Source organism: Bacillus sp. T-10(2022) (assembly GCF_056502895.1).
On record NZ_CP113518.1, the window covers coordinates 4579930 to 4604338 of the forward strand.

Consider the following 24409-nt stretch of genomic DNA (forward strand, 5'->3'; position numbering starts at 1 on the left):
TTTTAATCTATATCGATATAATATTTATCGTCATCCATAATTTTTCTTAAAAATTCTTCAAAAGAATCAGCTATTTTTATCTCGTCGTAATAAATAGAATTATGTTTTTCGTCACCTAATTCAATAAGTAACAAGGCACTTTCATTTGCTTCAAAAAAAATTAATTTATCCTCCTCAAGTTCTTCATATAATTCTATATCTGGAAAAAATTCAAAATCATTAACTTTTAATCTAGCATCTCTTATAGAAGCGGGTCCCATAATCCGATTGATATTATATTCAGATTTTCTAAGAAAACCATAACCAACTTCTATAAGAAATTCTCTTAAATCACAAGGGAATTTTAGTCCTAAGGTTGTTTCAACTTCTTCAATTTCTTTTTCACTTACTGGGAAAAACTGATTACCATCTTGATTCTTAATAAAATCAAATCTCATTAATTACTTACCTCCTTTAAATAATTCATTGGCTGGAGAGCCAATACCATGGATACCGGATTGGTGTTCGTTTGGAAATTTTGCAGGATGTATATTCCACCATTCATGTTCTCCTTAGAAAATATTCTCAATTATATGATGAGCATCATATTTATCTCCTTTTCTTCGAATTGGTTCACCGGTCTTCTCTGAAATAACATCTTCAGTATAAGTCGGCCATTTTTGTCCAGTATTTATTTCCCACTCCTCAATCAGCTTATCTTTAACTTTATTAAATACTCGTCGATGTTTTCTTGTTTCAGCAGGTGATAACTTTACATATTCTCTATTTCTTAACGCTTCCTTCAATTTTTCTTTCTGATTTTTAGGTAACTCTTTGCCTGTTCGTAGTTCTATATCTCTAATATATTTTTTATATTAAATCAAAATCTACTTTAACAGTTATACCCGTACCCCTACCACTAACTTCCGACTCCACTTTCGCCATAGAAATTAACTGATCCTTCAACCCCGTACCAATAACCACATTATAAGGTACTCCCCCTGCCAACGACAGTTGGTTTTTAGGATTGTAAGGTAATAGATTGGGAATTGAGGCTATTCTTTTGCCTTTGTAACGCCTTTTATTGCTGCAGCTTTTGTAGTGGCTACCCCAGTCTTCGTTACGGCTCCTGTTCCTACTCCTGATGTGACGACTGTTCCGAGGGCATAGGATACCCAATGAGACCGCGTGTAGGCATCTCCATTAACCATATCTCTTTCATATGAATCCGAGATGGACTTGGAAATATATTTATAGGTATTTATCGGGTGCATGATTGAATTTGCTACACCTTCAACCGTTTCCCCAGGATCTGTGACAAAGTCCCAAACTCCTGTCACAAAGTCTTTACCTACTTCATAAAGTCCTACGCCGATTCCCTTTGCAATGTCTGCGGTTTGCTTTGACGCTTCTAGCTGCATGACATATTGCTGCTGGGTGGGCCCTAAGTTTTCATACCCGATCTGCTTGGCGATTTTGAGGAACTCATCTGGATCTGTTACATGATCGAGTTGCGCCTTCAAGTCTTTGATCCGGCGATTCTCCGTTACTTCTTTCTTAACCTTGAGATATTGCGCGGTTTCTTTTTTCCTCACTTCCTCCTGCGAGGGAAACTTGTTCCATAATTATCCGTTTTGGCACCTATTTCTTCACCTATATTTTTTAACGTGGGTTTTCCTGATCTCGCTATGTCTGTTATTGTAGCTTGAACCTTCTGAACCTGCTTTTGCGCAAATTCCTTACTGTAAGGAATGAACTTTGTACCACTTGGACCTTTTATTCTAAGCCAGCTCGCCTGAGGTAAATCCATATTTTTTTCTAAAGAATTATTTTTAGACCTCACGGACTATTATCCTAGGAACCCGATTTGACTTAAGATGATACATATTCAAATTTCAACAATGAAAAGACCTTAACTTTTTTCGTTAAGGTCATACACAAGCTTTGCTTGTTCTCCATTATTCTTTTTTAAGGTATTCTTCTAAAATACTCTTATCATATTCAAATTCAGGTAAGTAAGTCATATAGTTAATCACATTAAAAGTTATTGGAGCTGGTTTATCTCTAGTCATTTTTATTATTTACATAGTTTTGTACAAACTGTCTATTTTTCTCACTTTGAGGCAACAAGCCTAAATGTTGATATTCAAAAATCATTTGTCGTTGAGTCGGCGATATTTTTGAGTTTATTACGTCTTCATAATTATAATGAATATTTATCTTTCCAGGATACTGCAATGTTAAGGTTAAATTTGTCCATGCCTCTTGATCATTCTTAATAAATATTTGTCTTAAATCACTAAACTTTGTTTGTAATTCCAATAACAAGTCATCGTAAGTTTTTTCATTCACCCTATATTTTTCAGGAATATCATGAGAATAAATAAAATCCTCATTCTCAGAAGTATTGAAATAAAAGTACACCTCTCTAGAACTATCCAATATTTCGGCATACAAGTAAATCTCATACCATTTACCATCTGGTATCATACTTAAAACATGCTCTGCTATCATGGGATACATCTGATCCAGCTGTTGCTCCATAACTTCACTAACCCCCAATTTGATTTTGTATTGTGACCTTCTTGGCTCTACCAGCGTCGATTGAGTACTCAACCATAATACTATCAGGCCTAGCAGAATTACCAATGTATTGAGGTTTTAATTTTACTTTTACGCTTTCTTTTCTGTCTAATGCTGATGCCCATTCTTGTTCCAACTGATGCCATTTACCCCCAGCTTCATTTATTTGGGAATTCATCGGGACTAAGTTATCAATATCTCCAGAACCTTTAAATTGACTGGCGATTAAATGCCCGCCATCATCTCTCTCTGGATAATCGCCTCTGATTCTGTCTGATTCACCCACATTACTTTGAGCATATTGATTTCTCTTTCCTGTGCCAAGTTTTAATTCAGCTTCGACACTATCAATACGACTAAATTCATTGGTTTCATAGTTGTATCCTTCTTTTGTTTTGTACTTTACATTCGGTTGTAATACTTTTTTGTTACCAATCTTACGAATTTGTGTTCCATAAGGAATCTCAACTCTATTAGCATTACCCGTACCCTTATTATTAAGTTCAGACTCCACTCTCGCCATCGAAATTAACTGTTCTTTTAATCCAGTACCATTAACCACATTATAAGGTACTCCCCCTGCCAACGACAGTTGGTTTTTAGGATTGTATGGCAATAGGTTAGGGATAGTGGCCAGTTCTTTTGCCTTAGTTGCACCTTTCACTGCAGCCGCTTTTGTTGTCGCTACCCCAAGGTTTGTGACAAAATCCCAAAAACAAAAGCTCTTTACTCGGCACTAGGTAGCCCAAAACAAAAGAGAAACCTTGAAAGGCTTTTAGCCATCAAGGTTTTCCTCTTAATAAGTCTATTTTGTTTTAACAGCTTCTTTTATTTGTTCAATTACTTGGTTTAGCCACTGAAGTGGTTCTAAACCAAGATCGGGGAAGTATACACCATCTGCACAAGATTGAATGTATTCATTCTTTTCGATATCTGAATACTCCCTTCCAATAAAATCTGTTAAAAAGACAATAGCAGATTCGAGATACTCTTTACTTTCCTCAGTTAATAACTCTTCTAATGCCTCTTCTGAAGATTCAATATCCTGATGAAAAGTTCCAGCCAAGAACTGAAAAACAGGCTCTTCTAATTTGTTAGAAGACAACATAACATCACAACCTTTAGTATTAATTTGGATAACCAGTTAGAGAGGATATGGGATTACATAAAGGCATATTATTTTGGATAGCCCTGTACTTTATCTAAATCTATAAAACTTAATTCATAGTTTCTTTGTATCTTTCTGGAATTTTGTTTCTCCATATTAGCATAAGTTCTTTAAATTGTTCAGTTTCCATTTCATTCTCATTTGGCTTATCGAAGATATAAAAGTGATGAAGAACCGTTGTATCTTTTTTTATCAAGACACTGGTAGCATTCCCTCCTATTTCAAATTCATCGTATTCACCTTCCATTACTTTCTCAACAATATCAATATACTCATCCACTTCTGTTTCAAATACAATATCTTCAATGAAGTCTGAGAAAAGGTTAATTTCTTGTGGTAGGATTATTCTTAGATATCCTAATGGGTTTCTTTTAAATTCATATGAATATTTCATAAGCCTTTATACGCTTTTATCCCCTTTTAGTTCATTTATATATAACGGATATGCCTTTTCTATTGATTCATCTTTATTCAAGTACATTTCTACTTTAATACAAACATAAAACCATTATTGCATGATGGTACATGGTACAACCTTCATTAGCTTTTAATTTCAGTCAAGCATTATTCATATCGTCCAAAGTATAGAGATCTCATAAAAGAAAACAAAAACACCTGTTGCCTAAAAGGCAATCAAGTGCTTTATGGTTAGCAGGCTTATTCCCTGTAACACTTTTTTATTCTTTTTCATCCATCCTCTGCTTTAAATATTCAGCAATTTCTGTTTGCCCTCTTTCAATAGCAAATTCATAAGCTCCCATATCTTTCATAGTATCCCCTGTATACTTAACAGTAATATCAATACCATTCTGAACAAGATAATTAACAATATTAAGGTGCCCACCATAAATCGCTGAGAATAGAGGATTTCTATTTGGGTCACTAACATCTAATATTGCACCATTATCAAATAAGTACTCTACAATACTAATTTCACCTTCACTAGCTGCATGTGCAATAGTCGCTGACTTTGGAACACCTTCGTTTATGTTAATATCCATACCAGATTCAACTAGAAATTTAATCATATCCAGTTTACCAGCTCTAGCTGCAACATGTAGCCACGTTCCAAAAGGCGTTACAAAATCAAGCAAACTTTTATCAATAATAATGATCTCTTTCGCTTGTTCTATATCACCCTTCTTAATTAAATCATAGATTTTTATTGCTTTTTCCTTATTAACCATAGAATCCTCCTGGCCAAGACCTTTTTTAAATAGAATATGATGTGCATGTGGATATATCATAGCTGTAGGTGGGTCCCCTATTAGTCCTCTAAGATACTTACCAAAATCAATTTAAATTAATGCCTCATTATATTCTTTAGTAAACCTAAACCAGACATTTTTTTACTTATCTCAGACTGCTCATCCACACTAAAAGTAGTATTTTGAATTGCATTTCTAAGCTTATTCATCTTAGTCGCATTAACATTACCGGCCTCGACTATATCATCTAGATAATCACTGACAACCTTATCACTAATTTCAGACTCCACTCTCGCCATCGAAATTAGCTGTTCTTTTAACCCCTTACCATTAACCGTATTATAAGGTACTGCCCCTGCCAACGACAGTTGGTTTTTAGGATTGTATGGCAATAGATTAGGAATTAAGGCTAATCCTTTTGCCTTCGACACGCCTTTTGTTCATACTACTGATGTGACGACTATTCCAAGGCATAGGATACCTAGTGAGTTCGCGAATACATGAGGAGTAAGTTCTTAGTTTGCGTTTTAATGTCTCACTTTTGATTTTAGGACGTTCTTATGTGTAAGGAATCGGTTTTAGAGTTCAAAAAAAAAACCTTGACTGAGTGACGAACACTCAATCATGGTTCATTAGCTAATTAGTTTAATCTTTTTTATATTAATTATTTGCATTCTTGATTTGTTCAAACCATATCCTAGCAATAGAACTTGCAGTTTTATTAGAATCATTTGTATGTACATGATCATATTTATAATCCGCCGCTAGTTTATTTGCTTGTACATCATAAACAATTAATTTCTGTCGATCATATCTTCTGCATAATTTAATCAATTCTTTAATATTTTCACAACTACTTTTTGTCGATCCACTGATATAAATTTGCATTACCCTCTTCATTGACTAATGCATCATTTCTCGCCTAAACTCGTATGTCTTATTTTATTGTGTCATGAGATGGTAGTACAAACAAGAGGTTATGATGGTAAACCATCATGAAGTCAATTCTTCAAAATGACCTTTTCTTTTTCTGTCCCCTTCTCATATGCTTTGCTTTTCAATTATCTGCACATGCCTTACTTTACTATTGAACTGGTCCCATAAATTCAGTAATAATGAGGATATGTTCTTTTAATTTAACCTTTTTTAAGTTCTCTACTTTTTCTGCTCCACCCAGACCTAATAGCGGTGTATAACCAAAACATTCATCATACTCCAACTCATTGTATTGTTTTATTGCTTCTGGATAAGGTTGCCAAGATAAATCTTCATCTCTGAATTCTAAGTCAGCAATATTTTGGAAGAAAAACTCAAATGTAAACATAATAGTCTTTACCTTACCGTACCTGTAATTAAGTAATCTAACATATCCATCTGACCAAATAACCAAATCCCCCATGCCAGTAGCAAACAATACTATTGAATTTTTATACCTTTCACTACTATCTTCTAAAACTTCTTGAAATTCTTCTGGATTTACACTTTTAAAATACCCTTGCATAAACGTTCCAAACCCATAGTCTTTCCATAAATTCACCATTTCTTCTGGAACTACATGTTTATATTTTTCGATAATTTCATTCGGAACTTTATTATGTAACTTAAAATCAGTTAAATACTTATCCATTCAAACTCCTCCTCTAATTTGTTAACTTTACATTTAAATACGTATTTTTCCGTTGTTCTTGTGTCATGTTCTTTGCTAATCCATTAATTTGTTCATCTACAATATCAATTCTATATCGCCATTGACTACCTATAGAAGAATTAATTTTCTTATCTCCCATTCCCCCAATTACCTCTGCTTTTCCACCCGCTATCTGGTCAGGATTATGCAGTGCAGCCTGAGTATCTAACCATCCCTTGGCTTCTTTCTTAGCCTGAGAAAGAGTTAGTCCTTCTCTTTGTAGTTCATTTATCTTTTGTACATAAGCTTCTTCCCTAGCAGCTTGTTGAGCTGCATTACTCTCTATTGCTCTACCTTCATCAATAAATCGCTTTCGATTTTGTTGGTATTCATATACAGTTAGTTCGTTCATACCCTTTTCTTGATCTTTTAACTGCCTTGCAAATTCCTCTGAATCAAATTTAGTTTTATAGTTAAAGTTTACCTCAATTTCTCTAATTCTTGGTACAGTATCTAAATCTTTAACTTCCTTACTATCCTTAACCGTTCCCTTACCACTAACTTCAGACTCTACTTTCGCCATTGAAATTAACTGTTCTTTTAATCCAGTACCATTAACCACATTATAAGGTACTCCACCTGCCAACGACAGTTGGTTTTTTGGATTGTATGGTAATAGGTTAGGGATAGAGATAAGTTCTTTTGCTTTCGTAACGCCATTTACTGCAGCGGCTTTTGTAGTGGTCGCCCCAGTCTTCGCTACAGCACCTGCGCCTTTTGTTCCTACTACTGATGTGACGACTGTTCCGAGGGCATAGGATACCCAGTGAGCCCGCGAGTAGGCATCGCCATTTACCATATCTCTTTCATAAGAGTCGGAGATGGATTTGGAAATATATTTATAGGTTTTTATCGGGTGCATGATCGAATTTGCGACGCCTTCAACCGTTTCCCCAGGATCTGTGACAAAGTCCCAAACTCCTGTCACAAAGTCTTTCCCTACATCATAAAGGCCTACGCCGATTCCCTTTGCAATGTCTGCGGTTTGCTTAGCCGCTTCTAGCTGCATGACATATTGCTGCTGGGTGTGCCCTAAGTTTTCATACCCGATCTGCTTGGCGATTTTGAGGAACTCATCTGGATCTGTTACATGATTGAGTTGTGCCTCCAAGTCTTCGATCCGACGATTTTCCGCTTCCTCTTTCTTAACCTTCAGATATTGCGCGGTTTCTTTTTTCCTGACTTCTAGGTTTTTATAGGCTTCACTATTTTTATAAGCTGTTGCATTAAAATAAAGCGGGGATACTTCTCCTCCCCTTGTACTGGATACTCATCAACATTAGAAAACAGTATGCAAAGTGTTGGACATCGACATTCGGATGTTAATAGAGGTTAAATAGCCTCTCGCCATAGTAATCGTTCTATTTACGTAAAAGATGTGAAAAATTTTAATAGGCAAGGGAAAGCAAAGGTAAACTATTCAAAGATGGAAATGGTGATAAGAAGTAAATTAGTACATACATTTTAAAGTGATTTGTACGCACTATATAAATTGCCTAACATCATATAGGACTTACAAGGGATATCTCTACTATCTGGATAAAGAGCGGTTTATTCGGCACTGGGTAGCCAAACATAAAAAGAAACCTTGATAGGCTAGCAGCCAGTCAAGGTTCTTGTGCGTATTTATATTTCTTGCTTAACTAAATCTAATAAAAAATCCCCAAAGTCATTAGCAATTATTTCATATATTTGACTTTCTAACTCAACTCCAGGTACAAATGAAACTACTTTAGGTTCTCCTTTATCATCAAGTTGATTAAAGTCTAAACAAAAAAGTTCATCACTTCCAGTATCATAAATAACCAAGAGGTTACTAGGAAGATTAATTTCTTTTCGTTCTGTTAAAGTATACCATATGGCGTCTGGAACAGAAGAGTTCTCAAAATCAACACTAATAATTCCGTAAATCTCTTGGGCTCCGAAGTTACCTGCACCAAATGTCTGTAAATAATCTAAATATAAACCAGTAAACCTTAATCCTAACTTTTCTTCAGCCAAATTTATTAATTCAGTTGAACGACCTCCAATAAAGTCAGCAATATCATCATCATTCAATATTATTTGTTTTGCTTCTTGATAAGCTTCAACACTCATTTTCATCCCCCATTTTCTAATTTAAAATCCTTGGTTCTGTTTTTCCAGTATTCACTTCTCCATTTATTAAATTCAGCTCTATTTATTCCCGAAGGTATAGTGTTAGGATTGATATGAATTATAGAACTATTTTCTTTATGAAACGTCTGTGTAACCTCTGCTATTGAACTCTCATTTCTCTGTGTCGTGTGATGAAGATTTATAGACTTTCCATCTGGTCCAAGTGGAGCCAATCCCTTTTTCATTCTCTCAAGATTAGTTCTTCCTCGTGCGTCTTTCATATTTGGATCTATAATATCATCTCTTTGGTAAACTTTCATTTTTTTAAATTCAGTTGTTTTATTCCAATAATTATAACCATTACCTATACCCTTACCACTAATTTCATACTCCACTCTCGCCATTGAAATCAACTGATCCTTCAACCCTGCACCATTAACCACATTATAAGGTACTCCACCTGCCAACGACAGTTGGTTTTTTGGATTGTATGGTAATAGGTTAGGGATAGAGATAAGTTCTTTTGCTTTCGTAACGCCATTTACTGCAGCGGCTTTTGTAGTAGTCGCCCCAGTCTTCGCTACAGCACCTGCGCCTTTTGTTCCTACTAAAGATGTGACGACTGTTCCGAGGGCATAAGTTACCCAATGAGACCGCGAATAGGCATCTCCATTTACCATATCCCGCTCATATGAATCAGATATTGCTTTTGAAAAATATTTATAGGTTTTTATCGGGTGCATGATTGAATTTGCTACGCCTTCAACCGTTTCGCCAGGATCTGTGACAAAGTCCCAAACTCCTGTCACAAAGTCTTTACCTACATCATACAGGCCTACGCCAATTCCTTTTGCAATGTCTGCGGTTTGCTTGGATGCTTCTAGCTGTATGACATATTGCTGCTGGGTGGGCGCTAAGTTTTCGTACCCGATTTGCTTGGCGATTTTGAGGAACTCATCCGGATCTGTTACATGATCGAGTTGCGCCTTCAAGTCTTTGATCCGGCGATTCTCCGCTTCTTCTTTCTTAACCTTGAGATATTGCGCGGTTTCTTTTTTCCTTACTTCTAGGTTTTTATAGGCTTCACTATTTTTATAAGCTGCTGCATTAAAATAGAGCGGGGATACTTCTCCTCCCCTTGTACTGGATATTTTCAGTTGCTCCATGAGTGCCGTCACTGCCGCTTGGTCCTCTTCGGATTTGGCATATTCAGTCGTCCACTTATGATCGATCTCGTTTACTTTGTCTATCGTTTGGGTCCGTTTCGTTTCAGCCTTCTCGATATTTTCAAAGAACGCATCGTCAGAAAAGGGCTCTAACTGAATGATATCATCAATTCCCGCAAATATTTTTTTCAGATCATTTTTCTGGGCTGTGACCATTTCCTTGGAATTTCGACTGGCGCTTTCCAGCTCTTCCTCTAAAAAAGGAACCGTGACCACGGTTTCACTAAGGTTCGCTTCGATTGTATCTCCTTGAATTCCACTTAAAAAGGCAACATGCCGATTGATCAGGCGCAGCCAAGAATCCACGACATCGATCTGTGCTTTGTAAAACCCTTTAATGGCCTCGGCGCCTTGCCCCTGCAGCTCATCATCCAAATTAACGATACTCTCAAATCCTTTTTTCAATTCCGTGAGCTGTTCTTTTAGGTCTTTATATTGTCCGACACGCGTTTGCATGGCAGAAACTAGTGTTTGAGATTCGTAAATCATAGACATAATGGAAAGTCCTTTCAACTTCTTTTCTTATAACTAAATATCATTTGGATGAAATATTTTTAGCAACTGTAAAATTATGGACTAAATATATTTTAGAAGAGTTTCTATATTTATTCAAGAAATGAGGGGACTTTTTACTAAACGGATTAATAATGAAGGAAATAGTTTTTAGTATAAAGAGGATAGGCTAATAGAATATTTCTTTAAGCTTTGTAATATTGAACAAAAATGGGCTGTCCAGGAGCCACAAAATTGGCAAAGTTAAACTGATGCGTAAATAAGGGCTATTCCTGTTGAAGGAATAGCCCTTTCCTTGTATCAAAATTAAAAGGCCGGTATGGCCGTTTCACTATATTTCTCTTCTAAAAATTTGCGTACCTCCGGGCTTGTCATGGCCTTGGCCAACTTTTGGACTGGCTCAGAATCCACGTTATCCTTGCGTGCCACTAATGTAATCGCAAAGTCATTTTCAACACCTTCTGTGAGAAGAGCGTCATTTTTTGGTGTCAAACCAAGCGGTGCAGCGTAAGCCGGTGTTATCACGATCGCATCTGCTTCATCATACGTTCTCGCTAGCATTAATAAATCGACTTCTTTAAACTTATAGTTTTTAGGGTTCTCAGTAATATCAGACATTGTATAGTATGGACCCTTTTTTTCCTTTAAAGTGATAACTTTATGCTGTGCCAGCAATGCCAATGAACGATCGATATTCGACACATCATTTGCAATGGCAATAACGGCACCCTCTGGCAATTTATCCATTGAATCGTATTCTTTGGAATACACACCATAATTGGCAAAATAAATGGGTTTCACAGGTACAAGCTCGGCATTTTTGTTTCGATTGAATTCCTCCATATAAGGAACGTGCTGGAAGAAGTTCACATCCACTTCTTTTGCCGCTAGTGCGGTGTTAGGCTGCACATTATCACCTAATACAACCATTTCCAGGTTAATGCCCTCCTCTGCTAGCTTTGGTTTAACAAGCTCAAGAATTTCCGTCATTGGGGGAATGAGTGAGGCCACTTTTAATGTTACCTCTTCCTTCTCCTGATTCTGCGCATTTTCTTTCTCTTTTCCTTCATCCGCCTTGCCACATCCTACTAAAAGCAACATAATTGCTGTCATGAGAAAGAGTATTTTTTTCATGATGTTTCCCTCCATTATTTATCTTTTATCAATCATTCTGGCTACAGCTGTTCCAATGAATTGGATAAGCTGTACTAGAATAATCATAATGATAATCATATAAATCATTAGCTCTGTTTTAAACTGCTGATAGCCATACCTGATGGCAAAGTCGCCGATACCGCCGCCTCCGACCACTCCCATGATCGTTGAGTAGGAAATAAAGCTGATAATCGATGTTGTTAGTCCGAGGACAAGCCCTGAACGAGCCTCCACGTAAAGAAATTTAAATATGACATCCTTTACAGAAGCCCCCATGGAAATGGCTGCCTCGATCACACCCTTGGGCACGTCCAATAAAGATTGCTCGACCAATCGCGAATAATGGGCAATGGCAATGATCGCTAATGGAACGCAAGCAGCTGCTGTACCAATGGCTGTGCCGATTATGAGCCTTGTAAACGGGATTAAAAAAACAACCAATAATAAAAATGGGAATGAACGGATAATATTGACAAGTAAATTTAAAATCGAGAAAGCCCACGGATTTTCAAGCAAATGACCCTTCCTAGAAAGAAATAGCAAGGTCCCGACAGGCAATCCAATCAAAATCGCAGCTAAAATGGACACACCAACCATCGTAATGGTTTCTCCAATTGACTGCCAAATTTCTGCCTCATATTGAATTAAAATCTCAGGCATGACCCAGCCCACCATTCTCTGCTAATTGTTCGATAAAGTATTCTGGACGATTATCCTTTTTTTGAATCCCGCTTGGTTCGATTAAGACCGTGTCATAAATCTCTCCCTCTGCCATGATCGATACACGATTGCATATACTTTTAATGACATCCAGCTCATGACTAACAATGACAATCGTCACACCGAAGCGTTTGTTGATGTTCTCTAGCACATCTAATATTTCAGCCGTTGTATTTGGATCAAGGGAAGAGGTCGGTTCATCACATAATAACACTTGCGGGTTATTTGCCAATGCCCTTGCAATGGCAACACGCTGCTTTTGTCCCCCGCTTAATTGTGCAGGGTATCTCTCCATCTCACCCTCCAATCCGACAAATTGGAGACACTCTACAACACGGTTCCGACGTTCCTTCTTTGGATAATTTGCCAGCTCTAATGAGGCTGCAACATTGTCATAAACCGTTTTATTTGCCACAAGATTAAAATGCTGAAAGATCATGCCAATCGACTTCCGTGCTCCCCGAAGTGCTTTATTGTTTAATGTTGTCAACCTTTGGCCGTTTACCTCCACGTCGCCCGCATCTGGGGTCTCCAACAAATTCATTAGCCGCAGCAACGTTGATTTCCCTGCTCCGCTTGCTCCGATTATTCCATGGATTTCACCTTTAGGTATTGTTAAAGTAACAGACTTAATTGCCTGAAACTGTGAAAATTTTTTACTCACTTGATGCAGGTTAATCATAAAATCCCACTTTCTATTTGTTGAAAGGTAAGTATAACGCTCTTATAGTTCCATCAAAGAAACACAGCTAATATATTATTTTATCAACTAATGAGGACCTAATGCAAAGACACAAATTAACAGTTAAAGACTTCTAACCCTATTATCATCCTTATGACTAGATTTTTCTATTAATCGGATTATTCCTTTCAAAATAATGGAGAGTACATTATAATTGATAATGGTTATCATTATCAAATGTTGGTTTCTAACCTTCAAAATACGAATATTCATAAAGGACGTGGAGGAAAATACATGATTCAGTACCTTGATGAGAAAATTGCCAACTATGAGGTATGTGTCATCTTACCCTCAAATTACGATCAAACCAAGAAATACCGAACAATCTATATGCATGATGGCGGAGAAACTGCCAAACAAGCTGCAAACTATATCGATCATTTAATTCTTTCAGGTCAAATTGAGCCACTTATCGTTATTGGAATTGAACCAATTGATCGCAAAAATGACTATACGCCGTGGGAAGCACCATCACTTGCACCTCTTGGTCCTACTTTTGAAGGACAAGCACAGATTTATTTACATACTGTTGTAACCGAAATAAAGCCATATATAGATGCCCATTATGCTACGAATCCTGAACCTTCACATACAGCTATTTCCGGCTGCTCATTAGGAGGGCTTGTTTCGATTTTTGCCTCCTATTATTATCCAGAGGTATTCCATCAATATATCTCATTATCTGCTTCCTTTTGGTACGAGGATGTTCTTCGCTATCTTCAAGGAGAAAAGATTGAACGGCAAGGAAATATCCATATAAAACCAACTGTGAATCGTCAAAATCATCAGCTCTATTTATATGTCGGGGAATTAGAGGGAATTTATAAAGAAACGATACAAAAGCATATGGTTGACTACACGAAGAAGGCCCACCTTGAATTTATCAAGGAAGGCTATTTGGAATCCAATCTATTATTTGCGTCAGATCCAGAAGGAACTCATGATGACCTATTCTTTTCTAACTACTTCATTAAGTCACTACGTTGGTTATATGGCATAGAAACTAAAAACGAAACGTCGGATCGTTAATTATCCTTATCGATGGAATCACAATAGCCCCCAAGAAGGGTGATTGTCTTGGGGGCTGCTTTTTAAAAGAGTCTTTATCTATTGGCGAATAGGAAGTTCCTACTCTTAATGGGTGACACTACAGAAGCATGATTTTTATCCATCGCATCATATAGAAACTTTGCATCCTCTACCATAAACCCTTCCTCACTTCCAACAGTGATCAAAAGCCTTTGATCAATCCAATGATCGCAATCAGCATGCAGCATAACCTCATGATCGTTCTGCCAAACGGAAGGACTTGTTGCCACTTACGATTGAAAAAGCTTTGAGTAAAAAGAGTCCCGAGCAAGTTGATAGGCCCACTGCCAAACATGTTTTTGTTAATCTGTTATTTCTCCTTTTATATTGCTTTTTCAAAAATTAGTGAATGATTCAGCTACAAGCTTTTTAGCAAGAAATAATCAACGATAACTAAGCAAGGGTTTTCCTCGGAAAAATGTTTTATGGTATGATAGTTAAATTGTTTATCTACCCTGTGACACATTTACATTCATCTAAGAAAAGAGGTATTTATGCACGCCACAGAATTAACCAAGCGACATTGGTTACTCATCTTAACACTTACTTTATTAACATTTGTTCTCGGGACAAGCGAATTTGTTATCGTCGGGATCTTAACCGATATTTCCTCGAGTCTCCATATCACAAATGCCAAAGCAGGCACACTCGTTTCTGCGTTTGCGCTTACGTTTGCCGTTGCCACACCGCTCGTGATGTCGGCAACGAGTCATTTTCCAAAGCGTAAATGGATGTTGTTTCTGATAGGTTCGTTCATCGTCCTGAATGCTTTGTGCGTGATTTCGACGAGCTACATCATGCTCCTTGCACTTCGGATGCTGACTGCAATTGTAACAGGCGTTTTAATTTCCCTTGCCATGGTTGTTGCAAGTGAAACCATGCCGATCGCTAAACGCGGACTTGCTATATCATTCGTTTTCGGTGGCTTTACGCTTGCAAACGTGATTGGAGTACCGATAGGCACTGTCATCGCTGAATGGTACGACTGGAATGCATCCTTCCTGTTAACGACTTTTCTCGGAGCTATTGCGTTTTTGACATCTTTCTTCGTATTGCCTACTATGCAAAGTACAATTCGCAGTTCGATGCGTGATCAATTTTCTTTGTTAACACACCCGCGAATTTTAATGGCTTTTTTCATTCCATCTCTTGGATTTGGAGCGACGTATGCCGTTTATACGTATCTTGTTCCGATCCTGAAAGGAATGGAAGCACCAGGCAGTTCAATCAGTTTGATCTTGTTTGGCTACGGATTCATTTCCATTTTCAGCAACATACTTGCTGGTAAAATTGCCAGCTACAATGCGATCGGACGCCTCCGGTTTGTTTTCCTCGTGCAGGCAATCGTTCTGATCAGTTTATATTGGACGACAAATCATTTTATCTTTGGATTGATTAACATTGGCTTGATGTCATTAATGGCCATCCTTTTAACAACATCTACCCAGCTTTATTTGATAGACCTTGCCGGTATTTATCAACCAAAAGCTACAGGGCTAGCTGCTTCACTGATGCCAGTAGCAAGCAATGTCGGTATCGCCTTGGGTTCCGCACTGGGCGGAGTTGTTTACCATCAGGGAAATTTGCTGAATGTGACATGGGTCGGTGGGCTGGTTGCAATCTTTGCAAGTCTTCTAACATTCCTAAGTTATCGCTTAGACCAAAAGCAAAAGAAAGCAGCATAAGAGAAAGCTAAAAACGCATTGGTATGCTTCCTTTGGTACCTCCAATAGAACAAAAATCTTTTCATGGCAAAATAAACAAACCTTCAAATAAATGGAAGAAAGAAGTATCAAGAACGATAGTTGTTCTTTGATACTTCTTTTTTTAAAAGACTAGGTGCTAAAAACCAAGCGGACAATTGTGATTTACGCCGCCTGAATTATATGCCCTTTTTTCCTAGAGTTACCGCCAATGTAAGGAATATATAAGGATAAGTTAATAAGGTAAGCTCTAAAAACCCAAAACCTCCAAAACTAACATTTCCGGAGCGTGCCCGTCTAAATAATATCCTGTTCCGGTCATATACAAGCCAACAAGAAGATATGTTGTTATAGATATTCCTATTAAAAAATATCCTATGATATTAAACTTAACTTTTGTAAAACTATCTACTAAAATACCTACATATAATAATCCAAGCAGCAGCACTAAAATAGGTATGTATACTGGCTCATAAAAAAATCACTCATACTTTCAATTAGCATCTTATACCTCCTTCTAAAAATAACCTATACTGGATTACAATTCTTAATATGAGTACTGGCCGCCACGGTTCTAAATTCCAAGAATTCTTATAAAGTGGAAGGTATGTATTCCCATGTTTGCCGTCCAAGTATTGACCTTGTAACTCTGTTAAAATTACTTTTATTCACAATACTAGCTACCCTCTAACCTTATCGGTTCAATAAACCAGGTAATGTCTGAGAAATATTTATCAGTTGGTCGACAACATCAAATAGTGCTGTCGCAATAAATATTTGAACTACTATTAAAATACTCAGTAATATTAAAAGAATTATTTTAAAAGTTGTATTCATGAAAACTTATACCTCTCTTTAGTATGTGTCCTTTATATAATCATGACTTACATCCGATTTAGTAGTTAGTGTTATATAATTAACATTTACCTACAACGGTTAAACCAGCTCTAGCATATGTTCCTGTTGAAGCCCAACCAGCAGCAGAGTTAAAGGTTTTTCCACTTATTTTTCTATTTAAATCCGTTGATCTATCATTTAACTGCCATCCAGCATAATCATATGCCAAATCGGTTTCATGCCCTCATAAGGAAATAAAGTGTCTAACTTTTGGGTTCACTTCATAAACGGCTTTTTTTCTCTTAATTTTTATTGCTTAGCATCAAATTCAGATTCTGAACGGTCTCTATCTGTAGGTATTTCATTTTCATATGCATTTTCATACTCAGAAACTACCTCTGTGGCTTCCTCGTTCAAAGAAGCTTTACCTTTTTCCATTTTTTCACTAGTCACATCTCGCTTAATACCTTCAACGTATTCATTCGAATTTGGACCTGATACTAATAATGAACCATCATCTTGTGCATACGCTAAAAACACATATGATTTTCCTTCTTCCGGTAATGTATCATCTTCATACAAAACAACAGAAGAGCCATCTTCATTTATCCCTCCAGCCTTTTGAATAGGTATGGAAGTATCTGTAACTAGATCACCCTTTATATTTTGCAGGACAGTAACTTGGTAATTTGTATACGGTGTTGAAACCTCTTTAGCACCGTCACTAGTTTCAATTGTTACAGGATCTTTGTATAGAGTGTCAACGTCTTCATCGACTCGGCCTATAAAAACGTAATCTGCATCACCTACAGTTTCATTTGGATCATCCACATCTACAGCAAAAGTACCATCCATTTGCATTACCTTTAGATTTTTTTTATCCTCCGAACTTACATTACTTACATCTTTCTTGGAATTAGAACAAGCTGAAACTATCAAAGAAAGACTAACTATAAATAATAGTGAAGCAAGTAACTGAACTTTTTTCTTACCCATTTTTTCACCCCTCCTCTTCCTGTTAGTATTTCTTATAAGCAGCGGTATAAGCTTTAAATACCTGCTGTAACATTTATTGTGCAAGAAGGAAAAGAATAATAACTTATAGAATGGTATGATCCTATTTATCATTCAGTAAGGAAAGGTGTATTATCATCAAATGTTTTTTCATTTTTTCTCCCCCCATTTTAATTTTCATTCCTATAATGGCATAATAACCCTAAATCCAGATTGATAGATTCCAAAATTGAGTTCAGGATTTTCACATATGGAAAACTCCCCTTTCTTTCCGATAGGTTATGTTAAATCTTAATGTTGTTTTACCCCAAAAGAAAACCGCCCTTTGTAAAGGCGGTTAATTAAACTATCGTTTCCCGTTAGTGGCAATGAATCCCGAAGCATTGTTTCCTAATCTTTCTCTAATGTAACAAGTGAATAAACTGCTCCACCACCACCTGCACCTGACATAGCACTCTGAGAGACAACCTTCCATCCCTCTTGCAAAAGTTGATTTAAATCACTTAAGTTATTCTTCTTTTCGGTAAGATAATAAACTACGATTGCCTTTTGCATAATACAGCTCCCTCCAGAACTCAATATATCCTATATAAAATTTCATGATTTTACCGAAGCCGTTCGTCGAAGCTTACTGTTTGTTTCATTTACAGTAAACAGACAAGAGGCGACAACATATTTTTCTTAGTCGACATTGTGTTCTCATATTCCTTGCTGTTTAACATCTATCCTTTTGTACGACATATGACCTCATTTGCAACAACAACCAACTATTTCGTTAACTGGCTATACACCGTGACGTTATTTCGACGACACCACCAAAAACCGGACATTTTGATCCGAGAAGTTAAACCAGTAATGGGCTTTTCTAGCATCGAACATGAACGACTGCTGTTCATGGAGTTCCATTCTTTCTCCCTCTATTTCCACTGTTAACTTCCCTTCGATAATGAATAAGAATTCATGTCCGCTATGAGAAAAGGCGCTTCCTTTATTTTCACCTGGCTTTAAGGTGACAAGAATAGGCGAAAAAACAGCATCACGAATGCCGCTGGATAAATTTTGATAGTGAAATTGTTCTTGATTATAATCTGAATTTTCTTGGGAGCGGTCCTCAGAAAAAAAGAAACTTGGGCTGACATCCAATGTATCAGCGATTTTTTTTAATGACTCTAATGTGACGCTTGATTTACCCCGTTCTACTTGCGATAAAAAGCTGATCGAAACGCCTGTTTGTTCAGCAAGGCTCTTTAATGTTAGTTTTCGCTCTTTCCTCAATGATTTCATTTTTTCCCCGATTGAATCAAAAGGCATAGAGATGCCCCCTTTTTTTACATAGTATCTAGCTTCATTATACAGTACAAATTTTGATGAATGTTCCGTCATTAATAAAATAATTGACAGAAAATTTAAAATTATTTACAATAAAGGAAATAATAAATTGAAGTGACACTTCAATTTATAATGGGGTGACTCAAGATGGAGAAGAAACAAATGCGGCGAATTTTAATTGCGAGTTTAGTCGGAAGTTCGATTGAGTGGTTTGACTATTTTTTATATGGGACCGTTTCAGCTCTTGTGTTTAACCAGCTATTCTTCGTGAATGAGGATCCGACAATAGGGCTGTTGCTTTCCTATGCATCCTTTGCGTTAGCATTCTTCATCCGCCCCTTTGGCGGAGTGATTTTCAGCCATATTGGCGATCGTATCGGGAGAAAGAAAACACTTGTTTTAACACTTAGTTTAATGGGTGTCGCAACATTTGGGATGGGGCTTCTTCCTACATATCAAGCCGTTGGGATTTGGGCGCCGATTTTATTAATCACGTTGCGCTTAGTTCAAGGTCTAGGAATAGGCGGTGAATGGGGAGGCGCACTTTTATTGGCCGTTGAATATGCTCCCGCTGAGAAACGGGGCTTGTTCGGGTCCATTCCTCAGATGGGTGTTACTATAGGAATGCTGCTTGGAACCGTTGCTTTATCCATTATGACACTGCTGCCTGAGAACGCATTCATGACTTGGGGATGGCGTATACCATTCATTTTTAGTGCTCTGCTTGTATTCTTTGGCCTTTGGATTCGTAAAGGAATTGATGAAACACCTTCATTCAAAAAAGTGAAGGAATCCGGAGAAGTTCCAAAGCTGCCGATTGTAGAAACTCTTAAGAATTATTGGCGTGAAGTGCTTATCGCCGTGGGAGCCAAAGTGGTAGAAACAGCTCCATTTTATATTTTTAGCACGTTTGTCGTATCATATGCTACTGCAAATCTCGGTTTCTCACGGACAGCTACATTAACTGCAGTCATGATTGCTACAATTATAACGACGATTTTAATACCAATCATGGGGAATTTATCTGATAAGATTGGCCGCAAAAAGCTGTTTATAGGGGGAACGATCGGGATGGCACTGTTTGCATTCCCATACTTCTGGTTGCTGCAGCAAAAATCGGTACTGCTATTAATCGTTGCAACAATGATAGGTTTAGGGGTTATTTGGGCCCCCATCACAGCTGTTCTTGGAACGATGTTCTCGGAAATTTTCGATGCAAAGATCCGTTATACCGGCATCACGCTTGGATATCAAATCGGAGCAGCTCTGGCAGGAGGAACAGCGCCGCTAGTTGCAACGGCTTTACTTGATAGGTTTAATAACTCCTATGTTCCTGTCGCCCTTTATATTATTTTTGCATCTGTCCTGTCACTAGCAGCGATTTGGGCAGTTAAGGATCGCAGCAATCAGAAATTAGACGAAACGCATAATACTAGTGCCATGTAATCTATGGATCTTTTACTTCAAGGAGGACAATTGAATGTTGGTAATAAGTGAGAAGGAAATTCAACAATCATATGGAATGAAAGACGCAATAGCGGATATAAAGGCCGTATTGCGTGCACATGGTGCTCAAAGAATAGACAACCCTCATCGCACAGTGCTTGCTTTCCCTCAACACGAGGCATCGGCCCTTTACATGCCAAGCGCTGATTTATCTGAAGAAGTTTCGGCGGTCAAAGTCGTTACCATTTTTCCAAAGAATCCTTCAAGGGGGATGGCAACAACACAAGGAGTCATCTTACTGTCAGATGCAGAAAATGGCGAACATTTAGCACTGTTGAATGCCTCCTATTTAACACGTCTCAGAACGGGGGCATTGAGCGGCATTGCCACAGACTTTCTTGCTCGTAAAGACGCCAGGGTTCTCACGATTATCGGAACAGGAGCTATGGGATTTGAACAAGCAATTGGTGTGTTAGCCGTAAGGGACATTGAGCGCATTATATTAGTAAATCGCACACCAGAGAAGGCGGAGAAATTCGGTGAAAAGCTGCGGGCATTCGGAGTAACCGTTCCTTTTGAAGTTTGCGAAGATGTTTCAGCAGCTGTTCGTCAAGCAGATATAATTTGCTGTGCAACCCGCTCGAATGAGCCTGTATTTAATGGACTGGATTTAAAGCCGGGCACACACATTAACGGGGTCGGGTCTTACTTGCCGCATATGAAAGAAGTGGATAATACCACGGTATCACGCGCTGCTAAAATTATCGTCGACGATTTGGCTGGCGTGAAGGATGAGGCAGGAGAACTCATTTCTGCAGCCAATCAGGGAAATTGGTCGTTTAATGATATTCATGGGGAGCTTTTTGAACTTGTCATGCGGACCAAAACAGGCAGGGAAAATGAAGAGGAAATTACCTTCTTTAAGTCAGTCGGTGCTGCTTACTTTGACCTCGCTGTGGCAAAAGGTGTTTACTGCCAATCGAAAGAACGGAACATCGGGATGGAGATCGAGGTATAGTAGAAGCTGCAGTCTATTATTTGAGTTAAATCCAGAAGAAACTCATGATGACCTATTCCTTTCCAACTACTTCATTAAGTCGCTTCGTCGGTTATTGGGCATTGAAAAAATAGAAACGATGGATCGTTAATCATTAAAATAGCCGCTAAGAATGGTGATGTTCACCAAGTCTCGGCGGCTGTTTTTTACAAAGGTCTTCATTTATCGGCGAATGGAACGGCGCTGCTCATGGTGGTCGGCACTACAGACGCATGATTTTCATCCATTGCTACAAACAGCTCCACTGCTAACTTTTTCAATCACTTTTACTTAATCATCAATTGCTGTAGAGTGTTTTAGCTTTAACCGTACCCCTGCCAACAACAGTAGATGGGATTGTAAGGCAATAGATGTGTTCAACTATTTAATATACAGAAATCTTTAATTACTCAACTTACGCCAGAATCATTTCCAAGTATTTTCTCTAATAATCCCATCTGACTAACTGTTTCAATATCATTTTTAAAATTTTGTAAGCTAGCTTTATATTCATCGAATTCTAAATCTTTGGAGTAGCCAATACATAAGTTTAATATACTGTTTAGTTTTTCAGCAAAACCACTAATAAAATAGGTCGTGAGCATTTTATTATTTGTGCTTGCAAGTACTACAATTGTTGCCATGTCCAGTGCATATTCTATGTCTGTATCTGAAATCTTTCTATTCTTTTTCTTAGGGTATTTAAATTCATAGCTATTAATAGAATGAATTTTTCCTGTGAGTAATTCTAGTATCGTTTTATTATAGATTAAATATACCCCTTTAATTAGCTTCATTTCTGGAGCATAAGGATCAGCCAGTATATATTTTATACGTTCATCTTCTTTAGGAATCTCTATTCCCTCTAAATCATGCTCTAATATATAAGCTACTTCCTCAATTCTTTTAGGAGGGAATAACTTTGCGAAGTCGTATTTTTTTTCCATAGAATACTTCCTTTATAATCAAATTTGATAAATTCCCAGAGCTTACTTCCTCCGTAGAATGAGTGGGTACCATATTCATGAGGATGATAATGTGCAAATGTACGGTTTCCTTTACCTGCAGTATGTGCTGAATCAAATCTATATCGTCCAGTTGGTGAGCACCTTTTGCTATACTGAGTGCATTTGATGAGCCAATACTCCAAGTATCTAATCCACTTTTTAATCTTGAAATTGCTTTCGATTTAGACCTACCTGGACCAACCCATAACGCCTTAGAGTTTGAAGTTCTCATTGCTTTCTAATGCACATACCTCTTATTTTTTTGTGTTATCATTAGCTACCTTACCTGCTACCCATAATGCACATGCTTTTAAATTTTTATTGCTCATCATCAAATTCAGATTCTGAACGGTCTCTATCTGTAGGTATTTCATTTTCATATGCATTTTCATACTCAGAAACTACCTCTGTGGCTTCCTCGTTCAAAGAAGCTTTACCTTTTTCCATTTTTTCACTAGTCACATCTCGCTTAATACCTTCAACGTATTCATTCGAATTTGGACCTGATACTAATAATGAACCATCATCTTGTGCATACGCTAAAAACACATATGATTTTCCTTCTTCCGGTAATGTATCATCTTCATACAAAACAACAGAAGAGCCATCTTCATTTATCCCTCCAGCCTTTTGAATAGGTATGGAAGTATCTGTAACTAGATCACCCTTTATATTTTGCAGGACAGTAACTTGGTAATTTGTATACGGTGTTGAAACCTCTTTAGCACCGTCACTAGTTTCAATTGTTACAGGATCTTTGTATAGAGTGTCAACGTCTTCATCGACTCGGCCTATAAAAACGTAATCTGCATCACCTACAGTTTCATTTGGATCATCCACATCTACAGCAAAAGTACCATCCATTTGCATTACCTTTAGATTTTTTTTATCCTCCGAATTTACATCTTTCTTGGAATTAGAACAAGCTGAAACTATCAAAGAAAGACTAACTATAAATAATAGTGAAGCAAGTAACCGAACTTTTTTCTTACCCATTTTTTCCCCCCTCCTCTTCCTGTTAGTATTTCTTATAAGCAGCGGTATAAGACGCTTTATCATTTGCACTTAATGATGTCTTTGTAGAAACATATTTATACATGACATCACTTGATGTATTATGTGCCAACCCTAATGCATGTCCTAATTCATGTGTTGCCACATTTTGTTTTTTTGTAGCACTTAAAGTATCCATTACATATTTATTAAACCTTATAGAACCTTGAGATGAAGTTACTCCTGCAACACTTGATTTTTCACTATAATCAGAAATCGCAACATCTTGTATTACCTTTGCCGAATCTTTTCTAATTACTCCACTTTTAAAGCCATTCCATGTTTTAACTCCTGCATTAAACTGAGTTTGATATTTTGTACTACCATCCCAATCCATGTGTTTCCCAGAGTCTACAAGATTCCAAGATAATGTTTTAGCTGTGGCTGCTGAAGCACTCATTGGTATCGTAAACATAAAAACTAAAGATACTGTTACTATTATTCCCATTTTCTTCTTCAATGAATAGTCCCCCAAAGGCTATATATTTTAATAGTATTGAATATTAGGTAAATTAAATAAACATTAAAGTTTTTACAAGAAAGTTATGCTTCCATACTTCTTTTTACATCTTCACTTATAATTTGTCTCAGCAAATACAGCATTCAATTGTTCAAAAAACATAAACTACCTATAATCATCAACTGTTTTTTCTTTTTTCCTCCTCCCATTTTTGATTTTCATTCCTATAATGGCATAATAACCATAAATTCAGATTGATAGGTCTCAAAATTGAATTCAGGAATTTCACATATGGAATCGTTTCTGTGATTCACCGAAAAAGGGTTTAAAAATTAATTACTCAATTAAATTAGTAAG

Annotated in this window: 28 protein-coding genes and 2 pseudogenes; 4 read left to right on the forward strand and 26 right to left on the reverse strand. The window is 37.2% G+C overall.

What is annotated here, in order from left to right:
• Window positions 1-2 precede the first annotated feature (2 nt).
• The 18 genes and pseudogenes from OSJ91_RS22530 to OSJ91_RS22615 all read right to left on the reverse strand — a co-directional run bounded on the left by OSJ91_RS22530 (window position 3) and on the right by OSJ91_RS22615 (window position 13018).
• A complete protein-coding gene (locus OSJ91_RS22530; RefSeq protein ID WP_485890469.1) occupies window positions 3-437 on the reverse strand; it encodes an SMI1/KNR4 family protein in 435 nt (144 codons plus the stop codon).
• Window positions 438-440: 3 nt separating this feature from the next.
• Window positions 441-867 (reverse strand): annotated as a pseudogene (locus OSJ91_RS22535) (T7SS effector LXG polymorphic toxin); the annotation flags it as partial.
• A gap of 167 nt (window positions 868-1034) precedes the next feature.
• The gene (locus OSJ91_RS22540; protein WP_485890470.1) at window positions 1035-1574 is read right to left on the reverse strand and encodes a Nif11-like leader peptide family natural product precursor; all 540 of its coding nucleotides are present in this window, start codon (window positions 1572-1574) and stop codon (window positions 1035-1037) included.
• Window positions 1571-1822, reverse strand: coding sequence for a hypothetical protein (locus tag OSJ91_RS22545; RefSeq protein ID WP_485890471.1), 252 nt, complete (start codon window positions 1820-1822; stop codon window positions 1571-1573). Before OSJ91_RS22545 ends, OSJ91_RS22540 begins: the two co-directional genes overlap by 4 nt.
• Before the next feature lie 221 nt (window positions 1823-2043).
• Window positions 2044-2523, reverse strand: a complete 480-nt coding sequence (locus OSJ91_RS22550; protein WP_485890472.1) for an antitoxin YezG family protein — start codon at window positions 2521-2523, stop codon at window positions 2044-2046.
• A 7-nt stretch (window positions 2524-2530) separates the two neighbouring features.
• Window positions 2531-3226: a DNA/RNA non-specific endonuclease gene (locus OSJ91_RS22555; protein ID WP_350300040.1), complete on the reverse strand. Its 696-nt coding sequence runs from the start codon at window positions 3224-3226 to the stop codon at window positions 2531-2533.
• 141 nt (window positions 3227-3367) lie between these two features.
• Window positions 3368-3670, reverse strand: a complete 303-nt coding sequence (locus OSJ91_RS22560; protein ID WP_485890473.1) for a contact-dependent growth inhibition system immunity protein — start codon at window positions 3668-3670, stop codon at window positions 3368-3370.
• 109 nt (window positions 3671-3779) lie between these two features.
• Window positions 3780-4124 (reverse strand): tRNA-Val4, encoded by a 345-nt coding sequence (locus OSJ91_RS22565; protein WP_485890474.1) that lies wholly within the window; start codon window positions 4122-4124, stop codon window positions 3780-3782.
• A 283-nt stretch (window positions 4125-4407) separates the two neighbouring features.
• Complete coding sequence (locus tag OSJ91_RS22570) at window positions 4408-4917, reverse strand: ankyrin repeat domain-containing protein (RefSeq protein ID WP_485890475.1); 510 nt, start codon at window positions 4915-4917, stop codon at window positions 4408-4410.
• 116 nt (window positions 4918-5033) lie between these two features.
• Window positions 5034-5369, reverse strand: coding sequence for a hypothetical protein (locus tag OSJ91_RS22575; protein ID WP_485890476.1), 336 nt, complete (start codon window positions 5367-5369; stop codon window positions 5034-5036).
• Window positions 5370-5598: 229 nt separating this feature from the next.
• A complete protein-coding gene (locus OSJ91_RS22580; protein ID WP_485890477.1) occupies window positions 5599-5826 on the reverse strand; it encodes a hypothetical protein in 228 nt (75 codons plus the stop codon).
• A gap of 196 nt (window positions 5827-6022) precedes the next feature.
• Complete coding sequence (locus OSJ91_RS22585; RefSeq protein WP_350300049.1) at window positions 6023-6565, reverse strand: T6SS immunity protein Tdi1 domain-containing protein; 543 nt, start codon at window positions 6563-6565, stop codon at window positions 6023-6025.
• A gap of 13 nt (window positions 6566-6578) precedes the next feature.
• Entirely contained in the window at window positions 6579-7736 is a 1158-nt protein-coding gene (locus OSJ91_RS22590) for a polymorphic toxin type 15 domain-containing protein (RefSeq protein WP_485890478.1), read from the reverse strand.
• Window positions 7737-8251: 515 nt separating this feature from the next.
• On the reverse strand, window positions 8252-8722 hold the full coding sequence (locus OSJ91_RS22595) for an SMI1/KNR4 family protein (RefSeq protein ID WP_230160401.1): 471 nt from the start codon (window positions 8720-8722) through the stop codon (window positions 8252-8254).
• A gap of 2 nt (window positions 8723-8724) precedes the next feature.
• Window positions 8725-10443, reverse strand: coding sequence for a T7SS effector LXG polymorphic toxin (locus OSJ91_RS22600; protein WP_485890479.1), 1719 nt, complete (start codon window positions 10441-10443; stop codon window positions 8725-8727).
• Window positions 10444-10767: 324 nt separating this feature from the next.
• The gene (locus OSJ91_RS22605; RefSeq protein WP_452444449.1) at window positions 10768-11595 is read right to left on the reverse strand and encodes a MetQ/NlpA family ABC transporter substrate-binding protein; all 828 of its coding nucleotides are present in this window, start codon (window positions 11593-11595) and stop codon (window positions 10768-10770) included.
• Window positions 11596-11613: 18 nt separating this feature from the next.
• The gene (locus tag OSJ91_RS22610) at window positions 11614-12276 is read right to left on the reverse strand and encodes a methionine ABC transporter permease (protein WP_485890480.1); all 663 of its coding nucleotides are present in this window, start codon (window positions 12274-12276) and stop codon (window positions 11614-11616) included.
• Window positions 12269-13018: a methionine ABC transporter ATP-binding protein gene (locus OSJ91_RS22615; protein WP_413019540.1), complete on the reverse strand. Its 750-nt coding sequence runs from the start codon at window positions 13016-13018 to the stop codon at window positions 12269-12271. Before OSJ91_RS22615 ends, OSJ91_RS22610 begins: the two co-directional genes overlap by 8 nt.
• 294 nt (window positions 13019-13312) lie before the next feature.
• On the opposite strand from OSJ91_RS22615, the gene OSJ91_RS22620 reads away from it, so the two are divergent.
• Window positions 13313-14107: an alpha/beta hydrolase gene (locus OSJ91_RS22620; protein ID WP_350300054.1), complete on the forward strand. Its 795-nt coding sequence runs from the start codon at window positions 13313-13315 to the stop codon at window positions 14105-14107.
• Between the two features lie 554 nt (window positions 14108-14661).
• Complete coding sequence (locus tag OSJ91_RS22625; protein ID WP_485890481.1) at window positions 14662-15852, forward strand: MFS transporter; 1191 nt, start codon at window positions 14662-14664, stop codon at window positions 15850-15852.
• Window positions 15853-16786: 934 nt separating this feature from the next.
• Here OSJ91_RS22625 and OSJ91_RS22630 read toward each other — a convergent pair.
• The 5 genes and pseudogenes from OSJ91_RS22630 to OSJ91_RS22650 form a co-directional block, all read right to left on the reverse strand.
• Window positions 16787-16936 (reverse strand): hypothetical protein, encoded by a 150-nt coding sequence (locus OSJ91_RS22630; protein ID WP_485890482.1) that lies wholly within the window; start codon window positions 16934-16936, stop codon window positions 16787-16789.
• A gap of 80 nt (window positions 16937-17016) precedes the next feature.
• Window positions 17017-17703: a cell surface protein gene (locus OSJ91_RS22635; RefSeq protein ID WP_485890483.1), complete on the reverse strand. Its 687-nt coding sequence runs from the start codon at window positions 17701-17703 to the stop codon at window positions 17017-17019.
• 408 nt (window positions 17704-18111) lie between these two features.
• Window positions 18112-18276, reverse strand: coding sequence for a hypothetical protein (locus OSJ91_RS22640; RefSeq protein ID WP_350300057.1), 165 nt, complete (start codon window positions 18274-18276; stop codon window positions 18112-18114).
• A gap of 42 nt (window positions 18277-18318) precedes the next feature.
• A pseudogene (locus OSJ91_RS22645) lies at window positions 18319-18440 on the reverse strand (IS1595 family transposase); the annotation flags it as partial.
• Window positions 18441-18519: 79 nt separating this feature from the next.
• The gene (locus OSJ91_RS22650; RefSeq protein ID WP_350300058.1) at window positions 18520-19032 is read right to left on the reverse strand and encodes a helix-turn-helix domain-containing protein; all 513 of its coding nucleotides are present in this window, start codon (window positions 19030-19032) and stop codon (window positions 18520-18522) included.
• A gap of 165 nt (window positions 19033-19197) precedes the next feature.
• Between OSJ91_RS22650 and OSJ91_RS22655 the strand changes: the two genes are divergently transcribed.
• Window positions 19198-20496, forward strand: a complete 1299-nt coding sequence (locus tag OSJ91_RS22655; protein WP_485890484.1) for an MFS transporter — start codon at window positions 19198-19200, stop codon at window positions 20494-20496.
• Window positions 20497-20530: 34 nt separating this feature from the next.
• Entirely contained in the window at window positions 20531-21514 is a 984-nt protein-coding gene (locus tag OSJ91_RS22660; RefSeq protein WP_485890485.1) for an ornithine cyclodeaminase family protein, read from the forward strand.
• 428 nt (window positions 21515-21942) lie between these two features.
• Here OSJ91_RS22660 and OSJ91_RS22665 read toward each other — a convergent pair whose 3' ends face one another.
• From OSJ91_RS22665 to OSJ91_RS22675, 3 genes are all read right to left on the reverse strand, one after another.
• Window positions 21943-22479 carry a hypothetical protein gene (locus OSJ91_RS22665; protein WP_485890486.1) on the reverse strand — a complete coding sequence of 179 codons (537 nt, stop codon included), beginning with the start codon at window positions 22477-22479 and terminating at the stop codon, window positions 21943-21945.
• Window positions 22480-22857: 378 nt separating this feature from the next.
• A complete protein-coding gene (locus OSJ91_RS22670; RefSeq protein WP_485890487.1) occupies window positions 22858-23535 on the reverse strand; it encodes a cell surface protein in 678 nt (225 codons plus the stop codon).
• 22 nt (window positions 23536-23557) lie between these two features.
• Window positions 23558-24052: a matrixin family metalloprotease gene (locus OSJ91_RS22675; protein WP_485890488.1), complete on the reverse strand. Its 495-nt coding sequence runs from the start codon at window positions 24050-24052 to the stop codon at window positions 23558-23560.
• Window positions 24053-24409: the final 357 nt, after the last annotated feature.

What these genes read in the sequence shown, in the direction of transcription:
- OSJ91_RS22530 (WP_485890469.1), bottom strand. Translation starts at nt 437, where the DNA reads ATGAGATTTGATTTTATTAAGAATCAAGATGGTAATCAGTTTTTCCCA.
- OSJ91_RS22550 (WP_485890472.1), bottom strand. Translation starts at nt 2,523, where the DNA reads ATGGAGCAACAGCTGGATCAGATGTATCCCATGATAGCAGAGCATGTT.
- OSJ91_RS22560 (WP_485890473.1), bottom strand. Translation starts at nt 3,670, where the DNA reads ATGTTGTCTTCTAACAAATTAGAAGAGCCTGTTTTTCAGTTCTTGGCT.
- OSJ91_RS22565 (WP_485890474.1), bottom strand. Translation starts at nt 4,124, where the DNA reads ATGAAATATTCATATGAATTTAAAAGAAACCCATTAGGATATCTAAGA.
- OSJ91_RS22570 (WP_485890475.1), bottom strand. Translation starts at nt 4,917, where the DNA reads ATGGTTAATAAGGAAAAAGCAATAAAAATCTATGATTTAATTAAGAAG.
- OSJ91_RS22580 (WP_485890477.1), bottom strand. Translation starts at nt 5,826, where the DNA reads ATGCAAATTTATATCAGTGGATCGACAAAAAGTAGTTGTGAAAATATT.
- OSJ91_RS22585 (WP_350300049.1), bottom strand. Translation starts at nt 6,565, where the DNA reads ATGGATAAGTATTTAACTGATTTTAAGTTACATAATAAAGTTCCGAAT.
- OSJ91_RS22595 (WP_230160401.1), bottom strand. Translation starts at nt 8,722, where the DNA reads ATGAGTGTTGAAGCTTATCAAGAAGCAAAACAAATAATATTGAATGAT.
- OSJ91_RS22600 (WP_485890479.1), bottom strand. Translation starts at nt 10,443, where the DNA reads ATGTCTATGATTTACGAATCTCAAACACTAGTTTCTGCCATGCAAACG.
- OSJ91_RS22605 (WP_452444449.1), bottom strand. Translation starts at nt 11,595, where the DNA reads ATGAAAAAAATACTCTTTCTCATGACAGCAATTATGTTGCTTTTAGTA.
- OSJ91_RS22610 (WP_485890480.1), bottom strand. Translation starts at nt 12,276, where the DNA reads ATGCCTGAGATTTTAATTCAATATGAGGCAGAAATTTGGCAGTCAATT.
- OSJ91_RS22615 (WP_413019540.1), bottom strand. Translation starts at nt 13,018, where the DNA reads ATGATTAACCTGCATCAAGTGAGTAAAAAATTTTCACAGTTTCAGGCA.
- OSJ91_RS22620 (WP_350300054.1), top strand. Translation starts at nt 13,313, where the DNA reads ATGATTCAGTACCTTGATGAGAAAATTGCCAACTATGAGGTATGTGTC.
- OSJ91_RS22625 (WP_485890481.1), top strand. Translation starts at nt 14,662, where the DNA reads ATGCACGCCACAGAATTAACCAAGCGACATTGGTTACTCATCTTAACA.
- OSJ91_RS22635 (WP_485890483.1), bottom strand. Translation starts at nt 17,703, where the DNA reads ATGGGTAAGAAAAAAGTTCAGTTACTTGCTTCACTATTATTTATAGTT.
- OSJ91_RS22640 (WP_350300057.1), bottom strand. Translation starts at nt 18,276, where the DNA reads ATGCAAAAGGCAATCGTAGTTTATTATCTTACCGAAAAGAAGAATAAC.
- OSJ91_RS22650 (WP_350300058.1), bottom strand. Translation starts at nt 19,032, where the DNA reads ATGCCTTTTGATTCAATCGGGGAAAAAATGAAATCATTGAGGAAAGAG.
- OSJ91_RS22655 (WP_485890484.1), top strand. Translation starts at nt 19,198, where the DNA reads ATGGAGAAGAAACAAATGCGGCGAATTTTAATTGCGAGTTTAGTCGGA.
- OSJ91_RS22660 (WP_485890485.1), top strand. Translation starts at nt 20,531, where the DNA reads ATGTTGGTAATAAGTGAGAAGGAAATTCAACAATCATATGGAATGAAA.
- OSJ91_RS22665 (WP_485890486.1), bottom strand. Translation starts at nt 22,479, where the DNA reads ATGGAAAAAAAATACGACTTCGCAAAGTTATTCCCTCCTAAAAGAATT.
- OSJ91_RS22670 (WP_485890487.1), bottom strand. Translation starts at nt 23,535, where the DNA reads ATGGGTAAGAAAAAAGTTCGGTTACTTGCTTCACTATTATTTATAGTT.